Origin of the sequence: Nonomuraea sp. CA-143628 (genome assembly GCF_050942315.1) — a bacterium.
In the GTDB taxonomy this organism is placed as follows: Bacteria; Actinomycetota; Actinomycetes; order Streptosporangiales; family Streptosporangiaceae; genus Nonomuraea.
In genome coordinates this window covers 3331675-3349262 of the sequence record NZ_CP192072.1, presented here as the reverse complement: position 1 = coordinate 3349262, position 17588 = coordinate 3331675, and the positions used below count along the sequence as shown (strand labels likewise).

General features: G+C 70.4%; 17 protein-coding genes and 1 tRNA gene. 5 read left to right on the top strand and 13 right to left on the bottom strand.

The genetic code is table 11. The annotated features are described in order from the left end of the window. Nucleotides 1-777 precede the first annotated feature (777 nt). On the top strand, nucleotides 778-2019 hold the full coding sequence (locus tag ACQP2T_RS15655) for an IS110 family transposase (protein ID WP_433512360.1): 1242 nt from the start codon (nucleotides 778-780) through the stop codon (nucleotides 2017-2019). Nucleotides 2020-2130: 111 nt separating this feature from the next. Here ACQP2T_RS15655 and ACQP2T_RS15650 read toward each other — a convergent pair. The 6 genes from ACQP2T_RS15650 to ACQP2T_RS15625 form a co-directional block, all read right to left on the bottom strand. Continuing rightward, nucleotides 2131-2203, bottom strand: a tRNA-Ala gene (locus tag ACQP2T_RS15650). Nucleotides 2204-2309: 106 nt separating this feature from the next. After that, the gene (locus ACQP2T_RS15645; RefSeq protein ID WP_433516855.1) at nucleotides 2310-3824 is read right to left on the bottom strand and encodes a YfbK domain-containing protein; all 1515 of its coding nucleotides are present in this window, start codon (nucleotides 3822-3824) and stop codon (nucleotides 2310-2312) included. Between the two features lie 94 nt (nucleotides 3825-3918). After that, on the bottom strand, nucleotides 3919-4482 hold the full coding sequence (locus ACQP2T_RS15640) for an isoprenylcysteine carboxyl methyltransferase family protein (RefSeq protein WP_433516854.1): 564 nt from the start codon (nucleotides 4480-4482) through the stop codon (nucleotides 3919-3921). Beyond that, entirely contained in the window at nucleotides 4479-5498 is a 1020-nt protein-coding gene (locus ACQP2T_RS15635) for a type III polyketide synthase (protein ID WP_433516853.1), read from the bottom strand. The genes ACQP2T_RS15640 and ACQP2T_RS15635 overlap by 4 nt, the downstream gene beginning before the upstream one ends. A gap of 71 nt (nucleotides 5499-5569) precedes the next feature. Further along, on the bottom strand, nucleotides 5570-6655 hold the full coding sequence (locus ACQP2T_RS15630) for a methyltransferase (RefSeq protein WP_433516852.1): 1086 nt from the start codon (nucleotides 6653-6655) through the stop codon (nucleotides 5570-5572). Continuing rightward, nucleotides 6639-7337 carry a TetR/AcrR family transcriptional regulator gene (locus tag ACQP2T_RS15625; RefSeq protein WP_433516851.1) on the bottom strand — a complete coding sequence of 233 codons (699 nt, stop codon included), beginning with the start codon at nucleotides 7335-7337 and terminating at the stop codon, nucleotides 6639-6641. Before ACQP2T_RS15625 ends, ACQP2T_RS15630 begins: the two co-directional genes overlap by 17 nt. A 50-nt stretch (nucleotides 7338-7387) precedes the next feature. Between ACQP2T_RS15625 and ACQP2T_RS15620 the strand changes: the two genes are divergently transcribed. Next, on the top strand, nucleotides 7388-7786 hold the full coding sequence (locus ACQP2T_RS15620; protein WP_433516850.1) for a hemerythrin domain-containing protein: 399 nt from the start codon (nucleotides 7388-7390) through the stop codon (nucleotides 7784-7786). Here ACQP2T_RS15620 and ACQP2T_RS15615 read toward each other — a convergent pair. After that, on the bottom strand, nucleotides 7783-8316 hold the full coding sequence (locus tag ACQP2T_RS15615) for a TetR/AcrR family transcriptional regulator (RefSeq protein WP_433516849.1): 534 nt from the start codon (nucleotides 8314-8316) through the stop codon (nucleotides 7783-7785). The two genes, ACQP2T_RS15620 and ACQP2T_RS15615, sit on opposite strands and share 4 nt — an antisense overlap. 80 nt (nucleotides 8317-8396) lie before the next feature. On the opposite strand from ACQP2T_RS15615, the gene ACQP2T_RS15610 reads away from it, so the two are divergent. Continuing rightward, nucleotides 8397-9086 (top strand): SDR family NAD(P)-dependent oxidoreductase, encoded by a 690-nt coding sequence (locus ACQP2T_RS15610; RefSeq protein ID WP_433516848.1) that lies wholly within the window; start codon nucleotides 8397-8399, stop codon nucleotides 9084-9086. Between the two features lie 33 nt (nucleotides 9087-9119). Here the strand turns inward: ACQP2T_RS15610 and ACQP2T_RS15605 are convergent, their stop codons facing one another. Continuing rightward, on the bottom strand, nucleotides 9120-10658 hold the full coding sequence (locus ACQP2T_RS15605; RefSeq protein ID WP_433516847.1) for an acyl-CoA carboxylase subunit beta: 1539 nt from the start codon (nucleotides 10656-10658) through the stop codon (nucleotides 9120-9122). A 122-nt stretch (nucleotides 10659-10780) separates the two neighbouring features. Between ACQP2T_RS15605 and ACQP2T_RS15600 the strand changes: the two genes are divergently transcribed. Next, nucleotides 10781-11758 (top strand): hypothetical protein, encoded by a 978-nt coding sequence (locus ACQP2T_RS15600; protein ID WP_433516846.1) that lies wholly within the window; start codon nucleotides 10781-10783, stop codon nucleotides 11756-11758. On the opposite strand, the gene ACQP2T_RS15595 is transcribed toward ACQP2T_RS15600, so the two are convergent. Further along, the gene (locus ACQP2T_RS15595) at nucleotides 11746-12138 is read right to left on the bottom strand and encodes a DUF3224 domain-containing protein (RefSeq protein WP_433516845.1); all 393 of its coding nucleotides are present in this window, start codon (nucleotides 12136-12138) and stop codon (nucleotides 11746-11748) included. The two genes, ACQP2T_RS15600 and ACQP2T_RS15595, sit on opposite strands and share 13 nt — an antisense overlap. Before the next feature lie 36 nt (nucleotides 12139-12174). Beyond that, nucleotides 12175-13338 (bottom strand): FAD-binding protein, encoded by a 1164-nt coding sequence (locus tag ACQP2T_RS15590; RefSeq protein WP_433516844.1) that lies wholly within the window; start codon nucleotides 13336-13338, stop codon nucleotides 12175-12177. A 151-nt stretch (nucleotides 13339-13489) separates the two neighbouring features. On the opposite strand from ACQP2T_RS15590, the gene ACQP2T_RS15585 reads away from it, so the two are divergent. After that, on the top strand, nucleotides 13490-13843 hold the full coding sequence (locus tag ACQP2T_RS15585) for a PLD nuclease N-terminal domain-containing protein (RefSeq protein WP_433516843.1): 354 nt from the start codon (nucleotides 13490-13492) through the stop codon (nucleotides 13841-13843). Here the strand turns inward: ACQP2T_RS15585 and araA are convergent. The 3 genes from araA to araB are packed head-to-tail and all read right to left on the bottom strand — an operon-like array spanning nucleotide 13840 to nucleotide 17575. Further along, nucleotides 13840-15294, bottom strand: coding sequence for an L-arabinose isomerase (gene araA, locus ACQP2T_RS15580; RefSeq protein WP_433516842.1), 1455 nt, complete (start codon nucleotides 15292-15294; stop codon nucleotides 13840-13842). The genes ACQP2T_RS15585 and araA overlap by 4 nt on opposite strands. Then, entirely contained in the window at nucleotides 15291-15953 is a 663-nt protein-coding gene (locus tag ACQP2T_RS15575; protein ID WP_433516841.1) for an L-ribulose-5-phosphate 4-epimerase, read from the bottom strand. The genes araA and ACQP2T_RS15575 overlap by 4 nt, the downstream gene beginning before the upstream one ends. Then, entirely contained in the window at nucleotides 15950-17575 is a 1626-nt protein-coding gene (gene araB / locus ACQP2T_RS15570) for a ribulokinase (protein WP_433519778.1), read from the bottom strand. The genes ACQP2T_RS15575 and araB overlap by 4 nt, the downstream gene beginning before the upstream one ends. Nucleotides 17576-17588 lie beyond the last annotated feature (13 nt).

Genomic DNA, 17588 nt, shown 5'->3' with positions numbered 1-17588 from the left:
CGGGCGGGGTGGTGTTCCCTTTCCGCGCGATCACTTGCAGACCGCCTGGAGAAGGTGCGTCTGCTCCATGATCTGCCTGCCGCCCTATCCGAGCGGATTGATGGCACGGTTGGCTGGTTGCAGCGGGCCGGATGAGGCACAACAGACTCCCCGTGATCGTCTCCGGCGCCCCAGCTGGCCTGACCCGGTTGGACGAATCGCACTCACCCTCAACAGCTAACCACCGTTACCCTTCGGCGAATGCCGGAAATGATCGATGTCTGGCCGGCAAGACCTTCAGACGGCCCGATCGGTCAACAGGAAACGCGTGGGCGAAGCCCACGCCCAAATCAAGCGTCCGGAGCGAAGCGGAGGCCCTACAGGGGTCGGGACCTGGCCCGACTGGAAGCAACGCCTGAGCCCTCAAGCGCGAAGCGCCCCAAAAGCGAAGACCGTTGTGGATAGGGCGGGCAGCAGATGGCCAACCACCGAATCGGGTAACGGGCGGGCTTGGAAAAGAACGTCCGGAGCGAAGCGGAGGCCCTAATGAGAGCTAACGGATCTGTCCGGTTCAATGGGGCAGAGTTCGGGTTGGTAGCCGCTGGCAGGTGAGCACTTCGAGGCCCTGGACCTTGAGTCCTGCCTGAAGACCGTGCCCCTGCTAGTAGCCGGGAGAGTGATCGCTGCTGGGATGTCGTGCCCGCCCGTGTGGCGTGAGCACTGTGTTCATTAGGTCGCTGATGGTTCTCTCCTGACCGGCTGCCGCAGAATCGAGGCTCGAGACCGAGGGAGAAGCGGGTGCTGTTCGTCGGGGATGACTGGGCTGAGGACCACCACGATGTGGAGGTGATGGACCAGAGCGGCAAGCGGCTGGCCAAGGCGCGGCTACCGGAAGGGGTAGCCGGGATGGCCCGGCTGCACGCGATGATCGGCGAGCAACTGGGCGAGCCGGCGCCAGAGCAGGATGAGGATGAGGCGGCCGCGCAGGTGCTGATCGGTATCGAGACCGATCGGGGGCCGTGGGTGCAGGCGCTGATCGCCTCCGGGTACACCGTGTACGCGGTCAACCCGCTGCAAGCCTCGGAGTATCGCAAGCGGCACAGCGTGTCGGGCGCCAAGAGCGACGCCGGTGACGCGCACGTGCTGGCCGACATGGTCCGCACCGACGCCCACCAGCTGCGCACCGTGGCCGGAGACAGCGACCAGGCCGCCGCCGTCAAGGTGGTGGCCCGCGTGCACAAGACGCTGATCTGGGAACGCACCCGGCACACCCAGCGGCTGCGACACGCGCTGCGGGAGTACTTCCCCGCCGCGCTGGACGCCTTTGACGACCTGGATGCCGCCGACAGCCTGACGTTGCTGATGCGCGCGCCCGACCCGGCCTCTGCCGCGCGGCTGACGATCACGCAGATCAGCACAGCGCTCAAACACGCCCACCGACACGACATCCCGGCCAAGGCCGCCGCCATCCAGGCCGCCCTGCGCAACCGACAGCTGGGCCAAAGCGAGCCGGTCAGCGCCGCCTACGCCGCCGGCGTGCAGGCCATCGCCGCCGTCCTTGCCACCCTGAACGAGCAGATCAAGAATCTCCAAGGCGAGGTGGAGACACATTTTGGCGAGCACCCGGACGCTGAGATCATCACCTCCCAGCCCGGCCTGGGAACGATCCTCGGCGCCCGGGTGCTGGCCGAATTCGGCGACGACCCCACCCGCTACACCAACGCCAAAGCACGCAAGAACTACGCCGGCACCAGCCCCATCACCCGCGCCTCCGGCAAGAAGAAAACCGTGCTCGCCCGCTACGTCCACAACGACCGGCTCCGCGACGCCCTGAGCAGCCAAGCCTTCACCGCGCTCAACACCTCACCCGGCGCCCGCGCCTACTACGACAAACAACGCGCCCGCGACCTCAGCCACCAAGCCGCACTCCGCCAACTCGCCAACCGACTCGTCGGCATCCTGCACGGCTGCCTCAAAACCCGAACCCCCTACAACGAAACCACCGCCTGGTCACACCACACCCAAAACCCCGCGGCTTGACACCTAAGCTCCTGGGATGTCTTCAGGGGGCGCGGCTCCGGCGCGACTGGAAGCGACGCCTGAGGCCCGTAAGCGCGAAGCGCCCCAACGAAGCCCTTTGTGGGGGAAGAGTGGAGCTATGGGGATTCGAACCCCAGACCTCCTCCATGCCATGGAGGCGCGCTACCAACTGCGCCATAGCCCCTTGAACCGTCCCCAAGTGTATCCGACTCCCAGCCTCAGCCAGCCGCCGCAAGCAACTGGGCCGCCTCCCGAAGAAGCGGCCCAGCCGGAAAATGCCTGGTCAACGGCTAGCCCACCGAGCGGGCCTTGTCGATGAGTCCCGCCAGCTCGGTCACCATCGGGTCCTCCGCCGCCTCCGCCAGCCGCTTGGCCTGCTCCCCCAGCTTCGGCAGGGTCAGCCCGAACGCCTCTCGGTCCCGCATGTACACCGCGAAAGCCGCCGCCACCACGTCCACCTGCAGCCGCACCGGCGCCTTCTCCCATACCGACTCCGTCAGCGCCCCCACATCCACCGACTTGCTCGTCTCGGCGGGGTTTCTGGTGTCGGGGTTCTGCCAGCGTACGGTCGCCTGGGCCAGTTGCCCCGTCGCGCCTGACTTGAGGCGTACCGCGTAGAGGGCCGTGACCGAGTGCCCTGGGCCGATCTCTCCGCCGTCCCGGTTGTCGTCGCGGAACTCCTCGGTGGACAGCGCGCGGTTCTCGTACCCGATGAGCTGGTAGCCCTCCACCACCGAGGGGTTGAAGACCACCTGTGCCTTGGCGTCGCGCGCCCGCAGCTCGATCGTGGCCGGGAGCTGCGAGGCGAAGACCTTGTCCGCGTCCTCCTGCGTGCTGACGTAGACGGCGGCGCCGTCGCCGTTGTCGGCCAGCTGTTCCATCAGCTGGTCGCCATAGTCGCGGCCGACGCCGACGGTCAGCAGGGTGACCTGCCGGCCCGCGTACTCCTTGACCCGGTCCAGAATGGACTGCCACTCGGTACTGCCCTGGTTGGCCAGGCCGTCGGAGAGCAGGATGACCCGGTTGGTGGCCGCGGGGCGGAACGCCTTGGCCGCCTGCTCATAGCCGGTGACCAGCCCGGCCTCCAGATTGGTGCTGCCGGCCACGGTCAGCTGGTCTACCGCCGCGTGCAGCTCGGTACGGGCGGCCAGCGGCGTCATCGAGGCCAGCACCGTGGCCTCGTCGCTGAAGGAGACGATCGACACCTGGTCGCCCGGCGCGAGCTGGTCGATCAGCGTGTGCAGGGACTGCTTCACCAGGTCGAGCCGGCCGGGCTCGGCCATCGACCCCGACACGTCGATCACGAAGGTGAGGTTGGCGGGGCGCCGCGCCGCCGCGTCGGAGGCGCGCGTCTGCAGGCCGACGCGCAGGACGGCCTGGTTGCGTGAGGGCATCATGGCGCCGTCGACGTGCACGGTGAACCCGTCGTCCCGCGGCTGCGCGTAGTCCTGCCGGAACGCGTTGACGAACTCTTCCGGCCGGATCTGCCCCGGTTCGGGCCAGCGTCCTTCCTGGAGGGTACGGCGGGCATAGGTGTACGAAGCGGTGTCCACGTCCAAGGCGAACGTCGAGATCTGCTCCGCCGGCGTGTCCTTCTGTTCCTCGGGAGCCGCGCTCGCGCTCGCCCGAGCCTCGGGCTTGGCATCCGCGGGGAGTTCGGGCCTGGACGAAGCCGACGGTGCGGCCCTGGACGAAGCGGGCGCCCGTAGAGCGGAGTCTCCCTGGGTTCCCCCGGGACCGCTGCAAGCGGCCAGTGCCAGGAGTCCAGCAATTCCGACGCTGATCGCCAAAGGACGAAATTTCATCGCAACCACCTCCGGCCGTATGACGGCTCCCGGAAATGGCCTGGCCGGGCCGGTGACGCAAGCGAGCGCAAACCGCGATCAACACGTGATCCGGTCAGCCGACCAGCGCCGCCTCCTCCACCCGGATGCGAATCGTCAGCAACACCCCGTTCACCAGCGTGAACGCCAGCGCGGTGAGCCAGGCGGTGTGAACGAGCGGCAGCGCCACCCCCTCCGCGACCACGGCCACGTAGTTCGGATGACGCAGCCACCTGTACGGCCCGGCGCCGACCAGCGGCATCCCTGGCACCACGACGACGCGGGTGTTCCACTGCCTGCCCAGGGTGGCGACGCACGACCAGCGCAACCCCTGGGCCAGCAGGACGATCGCGAGCATCGGCCAGCCGAGCGCCGGGATGAAGGGCCGGTCGAGCAGCCACACCTCGGCAGGGCAGGCCAGCAGGAGTCCGGTATGGGCCAGGACGATCCAGGGATAGTGCCGCCGGCCATACTCGATGCCGCCCTTCGACCTGGCCCAGGCCAGGTTGCGGCGGGCCACGCACAGCTCGGCCAGCCGCTCGACGACGACCAGCCCGATCAGCAGCGTGTACGGACTCATCAGGCTCGCGTACGCACCCACCAACCCGATCAGCAGCACGTACGGACTCAAAAGAGTCACCAGTGCAGCAGGAGCAACTCGGCCGAGAAGCCCGGCCCGAGGGCGAGAAGCACAGCCGGTTGACCCGGGCGGCCACGCGTCTCCTGCAGGACGTGCAGTACCGAGACCGACGACATGTTCCCGTGGTCGCGCAGTGACCGCCACGTGACCTCCAGAGCCGCCGGATCCAGGCCCAGCCGCTCCACGATCTTGTCGATCACCTTCGGGCCGCCCGGGTGGCAGATCCAGGTGCCGACCTGTTCGGGGGTGAGTCCGTTGTCGGCGAGGAAGCCCTTGATGTCGCCCGCGAGCACCTTCTCCACGAAGGCGGTGAGTTCGGCGTCCAGCACGAGGCGAAAGCCCCGCTCGCTCACCTGCCAGCCCATGAGGTGCTCCGTGCCCGAGTACAGCCTGCTGCGCGTGGCCACCACCTCCGGCCCGTGTCCGCGTCCCACCGCGACCACGGCCGCCGCGCCGTCGCCGAACAGGCCGCTGGCGACCAGGTTCGCGATCGAGGTGTCGTCGCGCTGAGTGGTCAGCGAGCACATCTCCACGCAGACCAGCGCCGCCACCTGTTCGGGCCAGCCGCGCAGGTAGTCGTTCAGCCGCGACAGGCCCGACGCCCCCGCCGCACAGCCCAGCCCGAACACCGGCAGCCGTTTGACATCAGGTCGCAGGCCCACGCGCTGGATCAGCCGCGCGTCCAGGGACGGCGTGGCGAGGCCGGTGGTCGAGCAGAACACCAGGTGATCGACCCGACGCGGTGATACGCCCGCCTTGTCCAGTGCACCACGGAGTGCCCGTTCGCTCAGGTCGAGCGCGATCTCAAGGTAGATGTCGTTGGCGCGGCCGAACGAGTCCAGCTTGGCGTAGTCGTCCAGTGGGAGTGCCAGGTTCCGGCTCTGGACGCCGGTGGCTCCGTGGAAGCGTTCGAGCTGGTCGAGGTCGGCCTCGGTCAGCCGGGAGAATGCCTCGGTGATCTCCGCCTGCGCGTAGCGGTAATCGGGCAAAACAGTCTGTACCCCCGAAATGTGCATGCATCTCTTCTGCCGCGGAGAGGGGCTGGCTAACCTGCGGCCGCGCTCATGCCCGTACTCGCCAGGCTTCTTCAGCAGGCGAGCCGCCACAGAGACGTCACCTCGGCGGCCCGCGCGGCCCTCAGCGGGTCGGTGCCGTCGGACGCGCGCCGATGACGCGGCCGGGTGTCGAGCCGGTCCATGACCCGCACCCCCGCGCCGTCGAACGCCGCCATCAGGTCGGCACGGGACCGCATGCCAAGGTGCTCGGCCAGGTCCGACAGCACCAGCCACCCTTCGCCGCCCGGCTCCAGATGCTCGGCCAGGCCGTCGAGGAAGCCCTGGAGCATGCACCCTCCGGGGTCGTACACCGCCCGGTCGAGCGGCGACGACGGCTCGGCGGGCAGCCAGGGCGGGTTGCACACGACGAGCGACGCGCGCCCCGGCGGGAACAGGTCGACCGCCACCACCTCGACCCGATCGGCCAGGCCCAGCCGGGCCATGTTGTCGCGGGCGCAGACCACCGCGCGCCGGTCGAGATCGGTGGCCACGACCCGTTCGACGCCCCGCCTGGCCAGTACCGCGGCCAGAACTCCCGTGCCCGTGCCGATGTCGAAGGCCAGCCGTTTGCCGGGCAGCGGCGCCTGGGCCACCAGATCAATGTATTCACCACGAATAGGGGAGAACACTCCATAGTGCGGATAAATCCGGGCACCCAGCGCCGGGACCTCGACGCCCTTCTTGCGCCATTCGTGCGCGCCGATCAGCCCGAGCAGCTCGCGCAACGACCCCACGTACGGACCCTCCGCCGGCCCGTAGACCTCCTCGCACGCCTGCCGTACGTCGGGAGCGCGGGTGAGCGGGATGACGTGGCCTTCGTCGTACGGGATCAGCAGCAGGCCGAGCGTCCGCGCCCGCCGGCCCTGGGCCTGGCGGTAGCGGTCGAACGTGGCGCCGGGCTCGGCCGGCTCGCACCGGCGGCCCATCGCCTGGAGCAGCTGCCGGGCGTTCTGGAAGTCGCCGCGCCACAGCAGGCCGGTGCCCTCGCGTGCCAGGCGATAGGCGGTGTCGGCCTTCATCCGGTCGTCGGCGATCACCACCCGAGCCGGTGGCGGCGCCTCCAGCGCGGAGCGCCACGTCGCCGAACATTCCTCGCCCGTCTCAGTCCATGTGATCATCAGGCTCAGACCGTTTCACGGACGGCCTGCCCGTGGCCAACCCTTTTAGCAGCAGCCCGGCCACGAGAGCGCGCAGCCCCTCGCCGTAGGTGTCGCGCGCGGTGAGCTCCTCCCACCGCTCGCCCACCTCCGCGAGGCGCGGCAACGCCTCGGCGTCGAGCGCGGCGAACACCTGCCGCCGGTACGTCGGCCCGCCCTCCTCCCGCCTGCGCAGCGCCGCCGCCCGCGCGGTGATCTCCCCCGCCGTGTAGTGCCAGATGATCCGGTACGCGGCCACGGCCCGCTCCAGCGGCAGCCCGGCGCGTACGGCCGCATCGATGATCATCTCCGGATACCACAAGGCGTTGACCGAGAGCAGATCGTCCGCCCTGAGGACGTCCACGATCCACGGGACACCCACCAGTGCCTCGTGCATGGCGATGGCCGCCCCCGCCATCCGCTCGCCCGGCTCGTCCGGGAGCTCGGGCCGGGGCATCGCCGCCGCGTAGTCGTCGAGCAGGAGCAGGAGGAGCTCCTCCTTGTCGCGCACGTGGTGGTAGAGGGCCATGGGCGTGGTGCCGACCTCACGGGCCAGCCTGCGCATCGTCAGGCTCTCCGTCCCTTCGGCCTCGATGAGCCGGTGGGCGGCGGACACGATGTCCGCCCTGGAGATCTTGGGCGGCCGTCCAGTACGTGCGGGCATCCTGTCATGCTACTTTCTATACGCGTATAAAAACTCAGGAAGGTTGTGACATGAGCGAAGAACGACTCATCGCCATGGGCGACGAGCTGGTGAAGCTGCACGACGGCTTCCGGCGGGAGCTCGCGGAGCTGCGGCGGACGCCCGGCTCGCGGCCCGAGCTGCGGGAGCACTGCCTGACGTTCTGCGACGCGCTGCACGCCCATCACACCGGCGAGGACGGCGTCCTGTTCCCGCACCTGGCGGGCGCGCATCCCGAGCTGGTGGAGGTGCTGGCCCGGCTGCGCGCCGAGCACGAGGTGGTGGCGCGGCTGCTCGCCCGGATCCGCGAGCTCCCCAGCGAGGGCGAGCTCGATCAGCTGTCCCGCGAGCTGGAGGCGCACCTCGACTACGAGGAGGAGCAGTTGGTACCGCTGCTCAACGCGATGACCGACTTCCCCGAAGGGCTCTAACCAGCCGGCGGCGGGGGTCTCAAGGCGTCGAGCATGAGCGTGAAGTGGCGCCGCCACCGGCTCGCGTCGGCCTGCGCCACACGCGAGTTGGCCATGATGAAGAACGCCAGATCAAGCGGGCCGACGTCGAGCCGCAGCGCCCCGGCCGCCTGCGCCCGCTCCACCAGCCGGGAGATCAGCTGATTGATCTCGGCCTGGTCGTCCTGGTGGGACACGCAGGCCAGCTCGGTGAAGGCTTGGTCGGCGGCCTGCAGCTCGCAGGTGCGCTCCAGGAAACCCGCCAGCCCGAGCCACGGGTCGTCGGCGGCGAGCGACTCGCGGGCCAGGTCGCTCCAGGCCGCCATCTTCTCGTCGAGGATCGCGTCGACCAGATCGCCGCGCTCGGGAAAGTGCCGGTAGAGGGTGCCGATCGCGACGCCCGCCCGCCTGGCCACGGCCTCCAGCGGCGCGTCCACCCCTCGCTCGGCCAGCACCTCACGGGCCGCCGCGACCAGGGCCTCACGGTTGCGCTGAGCGTCACGGCGAATCACACCGGCCATCCTACCGAAGTCGAGGCATGCCCTCATTTTCCTGCTAACCTGAGGGCAACCCTCGACTTAAGGAGTCGGACATGAAGATCGCGATCATCGGCGCGGGGCCCGGCATCGGCCTGGCCGTGGCCCGCAGGTTCGGCCGGGAAGGGTTCGACGTGGCGCTGACCGCCCGCGACGCCGGACGCCTCACCGCGCTGACCGGCACGCTCGCGCACGAAGGCGTCATGGCGTCCGCGCATCCCGGCGACCTGACCGATCCCGCTTCGCTGACGACGGCCCTCGACGGCATGGGCCCGGTCGATGTCCTCGTCTACAACGGCGGCGGCACCGCCTCCTCCCTCACCTCGGCGCTGGACGTGACGCGGGAGAGCGCGCAGGACGCCTTCGACGGAGCGGTGCTGGGCGCGGTCACGGCGGTCCGCGCGGTGCTGCCCGGGATGCTCGAACGCGGTACCGGCACGCTGTTGTTCACCTCGGGCATCTCGGCCGTCCACCCGATCGACTTCCTGGGCAACATCGGCATCGCCGTGGCGGGGCTGCGCAACTACGTCCTCGCCCTGGCGCAGGCGGTGTCACACCGTGGCGTCCATGTGGGCCATGTCCCCATCGGCGCCGCCATCGCCCCGGGCTCTCCGGCCTCCCCCGAGGCGGTGGCCGAGACCCACTGGCGCCTGCACACCGACCGCGACCACAACGAGGTGATCCTGGGCGACCTGGCCACGGTCCAGGCCGCGATCAACCAACTGACCACCGCCCCGGCGCCCTGACCACCCCGCACGGCCCGAGACCCGCCGGCCCGGTTACGGACGGGTCGTGTGCCGGGGGCCCGGGTCGAGGACGGCGTAGGCGTCGTGGACCCACTCCGTGAGCACCGGCCGCGTCCGTGCCGGATCGATGATGTCCTCGACCAGGAACGCCTCCGCCGTCCTGAACGGTGACCTGACCGCCTCCAGCCGCTCGGCGATCTCCGCCTTCAGCGTCTCCGCCTCCGGTCCCGCCTCGGCGAGCAGGCGTTTGAAGGCCACCTCCAGCCCGCCCTCGATCGGAAGCGAGCCCCAGTCACCCGACGGCCAGGCGACCCGCAGGCCGTACCTGTTGTGTGGCCGGTGCGCGGCGCCCGCCACGCCGAAGACGCGGCGGACCAGCACGGACGCCCACGGGATGGTCGACTGGTAGACGGCGGCCAGCGCGCGGGCGCCGTGCCTGATGGTGCCGGCCCGCTCGGCGGCGCTGCCGATCACGAAGCCGGGCTGGTCCACGAGGTGGACGACCGGCAGGTGGAACGTCTCGGCCAGGTCCACGAACCTGGCCGTCTTGTCCGCGCCCTGCGCCGTCATACCGCCGCCGTAGACGCGCGGGTCGGCGGCCAGCACCGCCACCGGGTGCCCGTCGAGGCGGGCGAGCGCGGTGATCGTGGATGGCGCGAACCTCCTGCCGAGTTCCAGCACGCTCCCGGTGTCGAAGACGAGGTCCATGATCCGCCGCATGTCGTACGGCCGGCGCCGGTCCCTGGGCACGATGTCCCGCAGCTCCGGCGACTCCATGCCGGAAATATCATCAGATTTCGACACGGGCGGCAGCCGCCACGCGCTCTGCGGCAGGTACCCCAGCACCCGCCTGGCCAGCTCGAACGCCTCCTCCTCCGACTCGGCGACCAGGTCCACGGTCCCCGCCGCCGAAATGGTCCGCCACCCGCCCAGCTCCTCCTTGCCGACCCGCTCTCCCATCCCGGCCTCCACCACGGCCGGCCCGGCGACGAACACCTGGGAGAGCTCCTTGACCATGATCGATACGTGTGAGGTCACCAGGCGGGCGGCGCCCAGCCCGGCGACCGGACCCAGGGCCAGCGCGACCACCGGCACCCGGCCCAGGTTCGCCACCACCTGGTCCCAGCCGGGGTTGTGCGGTACGTACGTGCGCCCGAGATCCTCCAGCTGCTTGACGCTGCCCCCACCACCGGTCCCGTCGATCAGCCTGAGCAGCGGGACCCGCATCTCCCCCGCCATGCGCTCGGCCAGCACCTGCTTCTCATGGATGGCGGCGTCGGCGGCCCCGCCGCGCACGGTGAAGTCGTCGCCCGCCACGACCACCCGCCGCCCGGCGACCACCGCCCTGCCGATGATCACGTTCGACGGGGTGACGCTCTCCAGCCCGTCCTCCCCATACACGGCCTGGCCGGTGAGCGCGCCGACCTCGTGCCAGCTGTCGGTGAGGGCGGCGAGGCGCTCGCGGATCGTCAGCCGCCCGGTCGCGTGCTGGCGGGCGACCCGCTCCTCTCCTCCCATGCGCTCGGCCAGCCGCTTGCGGCGCTCCAGTTCGGCGAGTTCGGGGTCCCACACGGCGTTCGTCCCTTCACCGGCTGATCGGTAACGATCTCATGTAACCAATAGGACGATTGTCATAGCGAGGTCAGGATGGATGGCACCTCCTGTCGCGCCCGGTTCTCGGGAGCATCGGTGACATGCGACGAATCCTGCCGGCCTTCGGGCTCGCGCTCCTGTCCCCGCTCGTGGCCGAGTTCCTGCTCGGCGACTTCCCGCTCACCTCGCTGCACTTCCTGGTCCTGCTCGCCCCCACGTACGGCGGCGCCGCGCTGCTGATCCGCGAGGTGGCGCGCAGGGCGGGGATCGGCTGGCCGGGCATCGTGCTCCTGTCCCTCGCCTACGGCGTGTTCGAGGAGGGGATCATGACGATGTCGCTGTTCAATCCCAACTACGCCGGTCAGCGGCTGCTCGATCCCGGGTTCGTGCCGGCCTTGGGGATCGGGGTGCCATGGACGCTGTTCGTGCTCGCGCTGCACACCGTGTGGAGCATGAGCGTGCCCATCGCGCTGGCCGAGGAGCTGACCGGTGCGCGGCGCACCACGCCGTGGCTCGGCAAGGTCGGGCTGACCGTCACCGCCGTGCTGGCCGTGCTGGGCGCGGCGGTGATGACGGTGTTCAGCTACATGATCGGGCAGCACTTCCTGGCGTCCGTCCCGCAGCTGGTGTCGATCGTGGTGATCGTGGCGGCGCTCGTCGTGCTGGCCTTCCGCCTGCCGCGCCGGACCGGCGTCGTCCCAATGGCCCAGGCGCCCGCCCCCTGGCTGGTCCTCGTGGTGACGCTGGTGGCGGGCGCGCTGTTCGAGGCGCCGAACCTCCTGCTCGGCGACCAGGTCGGCCTGGGGATCGCCCTGCTGGCCGGGGTCGAGGTGGGGATGACGGCCCTGGTCCTGTTCTGGTCGGCCCGGCGCGGATGGGACGGCAGGCATCGGATGGCGCTGGCGGGCGGCGCCCTGCTGACCTACGTGTGGCAGGCCTTCTTCTCCGGCCCGGTCGTGCCGTCGACGCCCCTGATCAACCTGGTCAGCCACATCGTGTTCGGCCTCGGCGCGCTGGTCCTGCTCGCGTTCGCCGCCCGCCGCGTCGCCACAAGCGCGCCCACGCCTCAGAGCCGGTAGTCGAAGACGTACGAGTGCGAGCCGTCAGGGGCGATGAGGATGTCCATCTCCCCCCTGAGGCCGCTCAGCCCGCCGGTGCCGGAGTCCGGGACGACCGAGACGCGCAGTGACTGCTCGCCCCGGTCGCCCACCGCGAAGTGCTGCAGGACGAAGCTGCCCGACCGCCCTGCCAGCGTGCCCACGACCCGCTCCATCGCCACGTACGCGCGGGAGTCCTCCACCGGCGTCAACGCCATGATCATGCTGACCGTGCTGGTGCCGTTCAGGTCGCCGTGGAAGGTCTTGCCCAGTGTGACGTGGGCGAGCGACACGCCGTCGCCGTCCTCGTACGGAGGCTGGGGCGTCCAGTCGGCGGTGTCGAAGGTTCCCTTGGCTGTCATGCATCCCATGGTGCGGGTCATACCTGTCAGATCCGGTCAGGTATCCAGCAGCGTCCCTACGAAGTCGTTGCGGAACTTGCCCCCCGGGTCGTAGCGCCCCACCAGGTCCCGGAAGCGCTCCGGGCACGACGGCCAGCGGGTGAACAGTTTGCCCCAGTGCGGCCGGGGATCGAACGGGGCGAGCCGCTCCTCCACCAGCTCGATCACCGGGAGCACCGCTTCGGTGTCCTTGACCCAGGTGAAGTGCACGCCCACGGTGTCGCGCCCGTTGTAAGGGCTGAGCCACAGGTCGTCGGCGGCGATCGTCCGCACCTCGGAGATCTGCAGCACCGGCCGGAGGTGGTCGCCGATGGCCCGCAGCTCGCGCAGCGCTTCGGTCGCGCGCCCTCTGGGCAGCAGGAACTCCGACTGCAGCTCGTCGCCCGCGCTGCTCGGCGGCGAGTCGGCCCGGAAGTGCGGCAGCCTCTCGTGCCACGCCCCCGGCACGCCGAGTTGTTCGGTGCAGCTGCCGGCCGGCATGCCCGGCACCGGGTGGCGGGGCCCGTCGGCCGCGCGGGTGCCGTGCCACTCGCCCGAGGGCAGCTCGGTGCGGCGCTTGAGCCACACGGTGGTCGCCAGCCAGTTGGTGAACAGGCTCACGCTGTAGCCGGCCGACATGACGGCCTCGAAGTCGAAGTCGTCGGGCAGGCCCTCCCGGACGTACTGGCGCAGCTCGAAGGCGGGCACGAGGTCGAGCGTGACCGAGGTGACGACGCCGAGCGCGCCGAGCGCCACGACCGCGCCGGGGAAGTCGGCGTCGCCCCGCGCGAGGGTGATCAGGGAGCCGTCGGCGGTGACGAGGTCCAGCGCCGAAACGGCCGCCGACAGGCTCTGGTTACCGCCGCCGGAGCCGTGCGTGCCGGTCGCGACCGAGCCCGCCACCGAGATGTGCGGCAGCGAGGCCAGGTTGCCGAGCGCGAACCCGCTCGCGTGCAGCACGGGCGCGAGCTCCGCGTACGTCACCCGCCCGCCGACCCGCACCCGCGCCGCGGCCCTGTCGATCTCGATCTCGTACGGCAGGCGGTCCAGAGCGACCAGGTCACCCGTCGAGTCGGCGACGTCGTTGAAGGAGTGGCCACTGCCTAACGCCCGGATGGAGGCGGTGCCGGCGACAAGGCTCTGGAGTTCGTCGAGGGAGGAGGGATGATGCACGTTTTTCATCTGAAAGGCGATGTTTCCCGCCCAATTCTTCAACGTCACGGCCCTACAGTTCCATAGCTCTTGTCAGCGCCGCGAGGGGGCGCTAGTTTCGGGTGCCGCCGACGAAAGCGCCGACGACATAGGCGCTCAGGGCGCCGCCGAGGAGAATTCCGTGCTCTACCTGTCCGAGGCCCTCGGTCTGGCCACGCTCGTGCTCTGGCTGTACTGCCTCTTCGACACGATCACCACGCCGGAAGAGGCGTGCCGCAACCTGCCGAAGATCCTCTGGGTGCTCATCGTCCTGCTGTTCCCGCTGGTCGGCTCCATCGTCTGGCTGGTGGCCGGACGGCCGCAGACGCTCCCCCCGGCGCGGCCGACCGGGTTCCCCGAGTACGACCGGCCGGGACGCGCGACCGCGAGCAACCCCGACGACGACGAGGAGTTCCTGCGCCGCCTCCGCGAGCGAGCGGAGGAACAACGCAGGAACGCCCCGAAGCCACCTGACGACACCCCCAAGGGCGACTAGAAGCCCTGCGCCAGCCGGTAGTACGCCTGGTTCCAGCGCAGCTCCTTGGCGAACCCCCGAGCCGTCGTGTCCGCGTCGATGACCAGCAGCTCGACCCCGAGCATGTCGGCCAGGTCGGTCAGCTCCTCGGTGCCCACCGCCGTCGAGAGCACGGTGTGGTGCGGCGCTCCGGCGGTCAGCCACGCCTCGGCGGAGGTACGCAGGTTCGGCCGGGGCCGCCAGACCGCGCGCGCCACCGGCAGCTTGGGCAGCGGGTGCGGCGGCGCGACGATGTCGATCTCGTTGGCCACCAGCCGGAACCGGTCCCCCATGTCGGCGAGCCCGATGACCACGCCGGGACCCGGCTCGGCGTCGAACACCAGCCGCACCGGGTCCTCCCGGCCGCCGATGCCCAGCGGGTGGATCTCGCACGACGGGGTGCCCGTGGCGATCGACGGGCAGACCTCCAGCATGTGCGCGCCGAGGATGAGCTCCTGGCCCGGCGTCATGTCGTAGGTGTAGTCCTCCATGAACGAGGTGCCGCCCGGCGCCATGGCCTTGAGCGTGCGCAGCAGCACCGAGGTCTTCCAGTCGCCCTCGCCGCCGAAACCGTACCCGTCGGCCATCAGCCGCTGCACGGCCAGACCGGGGAGCTGGCGCAGCCCGCCGAGGTCCTCGAAGTTCGTGGTGAACGCGCGGAACCCGCCCGCCTCCAGGAAGCCGCGCAGGCCCAGCTCGATCCTGGCGGCGTAGCGCAGCGACTCGTTCCGCTCGCCCAGCAGCTCCGGCGCCACCCGGTAGAGCTCCGCGTACTCCTTGACCAGCGCCGTCACGTCCGCCTCGGAGGCGGCGTCCACGGCCTCGACCAGCTCGTTGACGCCGTAGGTGTTGACCGAGACGCCGAAGCGGAGCTGCGCCTCGACCTTGTCGCCCTCGGTGACGGCGACGTCGCGCATGTTGTCGCCGAACCTGGCGAGCTTGAGCGTACGCACCTCCGCCAGGCCCGCCGCCGCCCGCGTCCAGGCGAGCACCCGGTCGGCCACGAACGGGTCGCTGACGTGCCCGGCCACGGTCTTGCGCGGCACGCCGAGCCGGGTCTGGATGTGGCCGAACTCGCGGTCGCCGTGGGCGGCCTGGTTGAGGTTCATGAAGTCCATGTCGATGGAGCTCCACGGCAGCTCCACGTTGGCCTGCGTGTGCAGGTGGAGCAGCGGCTTGCGCAGCGTGTCCAGCCCGGCGATCCACATCTTGGCCGGGGAGAAGGTGTGCATCCAGGCGATCACGCCGGCGCACGAGTCGTCGGCGTTGGCCTCCAGCATCACCCGCCTGATCGCGGCCGCGTCAGTGAGCACGGGCTTCCACTCGACGGGCACCGGGAGCGCCGCGGCGATTCGCTGCGACTGCTCGGCGACCTGGCGCAGTGTGTCCTCGCCGTACAGTCCCTGGCTGCCGGTCAGAAACCAGATGTTCAACGCGGGCTCCTCTGTTGTCCGTAGACGTTCTGATAGCGGTCGTACAGGCGGTCGATGTCGTCCTGGGCGATGGCCAGCGGCTCGCCGAGCTGCTTGGCCACGTGCACGGTACGGGCGACGTCCTCGCACATCACGGCGGCCTTGACCGCGGCCTTGGGGCTCGGGCCGATGCTGAAGACGCCGTGGTTCTGCATCAGCACGGCCCGTGAGCGGTGCCCCTTGAGCGTCTTCACGATGCCCTGGCCGATGGAGTCGTCGCCGATCAGCGCGAACGGCCCGACCGGGATCTCGCCGCCGAACTCGTCGGCCATGGCGGTCAGCACGCACGGGATGGCCTCGCCGCGCGCCGCCCAGGCGGAGGCGTAGGTGGAGTGGGTGTGCACCACCCCGTTCACCTCGGGCATGTTGCGATAGACGTAGGCGTGCGCGGCGGTGTCGCTGCTCGGCGCGTGTTCGCCGGCCACCAGGTTGCCGTCGAGGTCGCAGACGACCATGTTCGCCGGCGTCAGCTCGTCGTAGGTGACGCCGGACGGCTTGATGACGAACAGGTCCTCGCCGGGGACCCGGCCGGAGACGTTTCCGGCGGTCCAGACGACGAGGTTGTTGCGCACCAGCTCGGCGTGCAGGTCACAGACCGTCTTCCGCATGGCCTCGGTCATGAGCGGGCCTCGTTCCTGATCGCGCGTAGCGTGTGCAGCATTCGTCCATCCCCGAAGTAGTCGTGCAGTGTGCGGTATTCGGCGTAGAGCCGGTCGTAGGCGTCGGCCCGGTCCGCGTCGGGCACGTAGGCGTTCTCCTGCCGCGCGCCCATCACGGCCGCGGCCTGCTGGATGTCGTCGTACGCGCCCGCGGCGACGGCCGCGTGGATCGCCGAGCCGAGCGCGGGGCCCTGCTCGGAGTCGATGATCGACAGCGGGCGGCGCAGCACGTCGGCGTAGACCTGCATGAGGAAGCGGTTCTTCAGCAGGCCGCCGGCCACCACGAACTCCGCCACCGGCACGCCCGACGCCTCGAACGTCTCGACGATCACCCGGGCGCCGAACGCGGTCGCCTCGATGAGCGCGCGGTAGACGTCCTCGGGCTTGGTGGCCAGGGTCTGGCCGACGACCACGCCGGACAGGTCGTGGTCGACCAGCACCGAGCGGTTGCCGTTGTGCCAGTCGAGCGCCACCAGGCCGTGCTGCCCGACCCGCTGACCGGCGGCCAGCTCGGTCAGGTGGTCGTGCACCGACTGCCCCTGGTCGGCCGCGAGCCGCGCGTACGAGGCGGGCACGGCGTTGTCGACGAACCAGGCGAAGATGTCGCCCACGCCCGACTGTCCCGCCTCGTATCCCCACAGCCCCGGCACGATCCCGTCGCGGACCACCCCGCACATGCCGGGCACCTCGGCCAGCTGGTCGGAGGGCATCACGTGGCAGGTGGAGGTGCCCATGATGGCGACCATCTGGCCGGGCCGAACGGCGTCGGCCGCGGCGGAGGTGACATGCGCGTCGACGTTGCCGACGGCGATGGCGATGCCCTCGGGCAGCTTGGTCCACTCGGCGGCCTGCGCGGTCAGCCGCCCGGCCAGCCCGCCCAGCGGAGACAGCTCATGCCCCAGCTTGCCGACAAACCCGGAGAAGCCGGGGTTGAGGGCGGCTAGGAAGTCCTCGGACGGATAGCCACCGTCCTGAAAAATCCCTTTGTATCCGGCGGTGCAGACGTTGCGGGTCTCGACCCCGGTGAGCTGCCAGATGATCCAGTCGGCCGCTTCGATCCACCGTTCGGCCCGCCCGTAGGTCTCCGGGTCCTCTTCGAGCACCTGCAGGCCCTTGGCGAACTCCCACTCCGAGGAGATCTTGCCGCCGTAGCGCGGCAGCCAGCTCTCCCCGCGCCGCGCGGCCAGCTCGTTGATCCGGTCGGCGTGCGCCTGCGCCGCGTGGTGCTTCCACAGCTTGGGCCAGGCGTGCGGCCGCTCGGGCGTCTGGAAGCAGAGCGGCGTGCCGTCGCCGGTGGTCGGCAGCACCGTGCACGCGGTGAAGTCGGTGCCGAGCCCGACGACCTGGGCCGGGTCGATCCCGGCCGCGGCCACGGCCTCGGGCACGGCGGTACGCAGCACGTCCAGCCAGTCCTGCGGGGACTGCAGCGCCCAGTCGGGTCCCAGCCGGACCTCCGAGCCGGGCAGCCGGTCCTCGATGACGCGGTGGGCGTACTCGTGCACGGCGGTGCCGACCTCGGCGCCGTCGCCGACCCGCACCACCACGGCGCGGCCGGACAGCGTGCCGAAGTCGACACCGATCACGTATGTGTTGTTG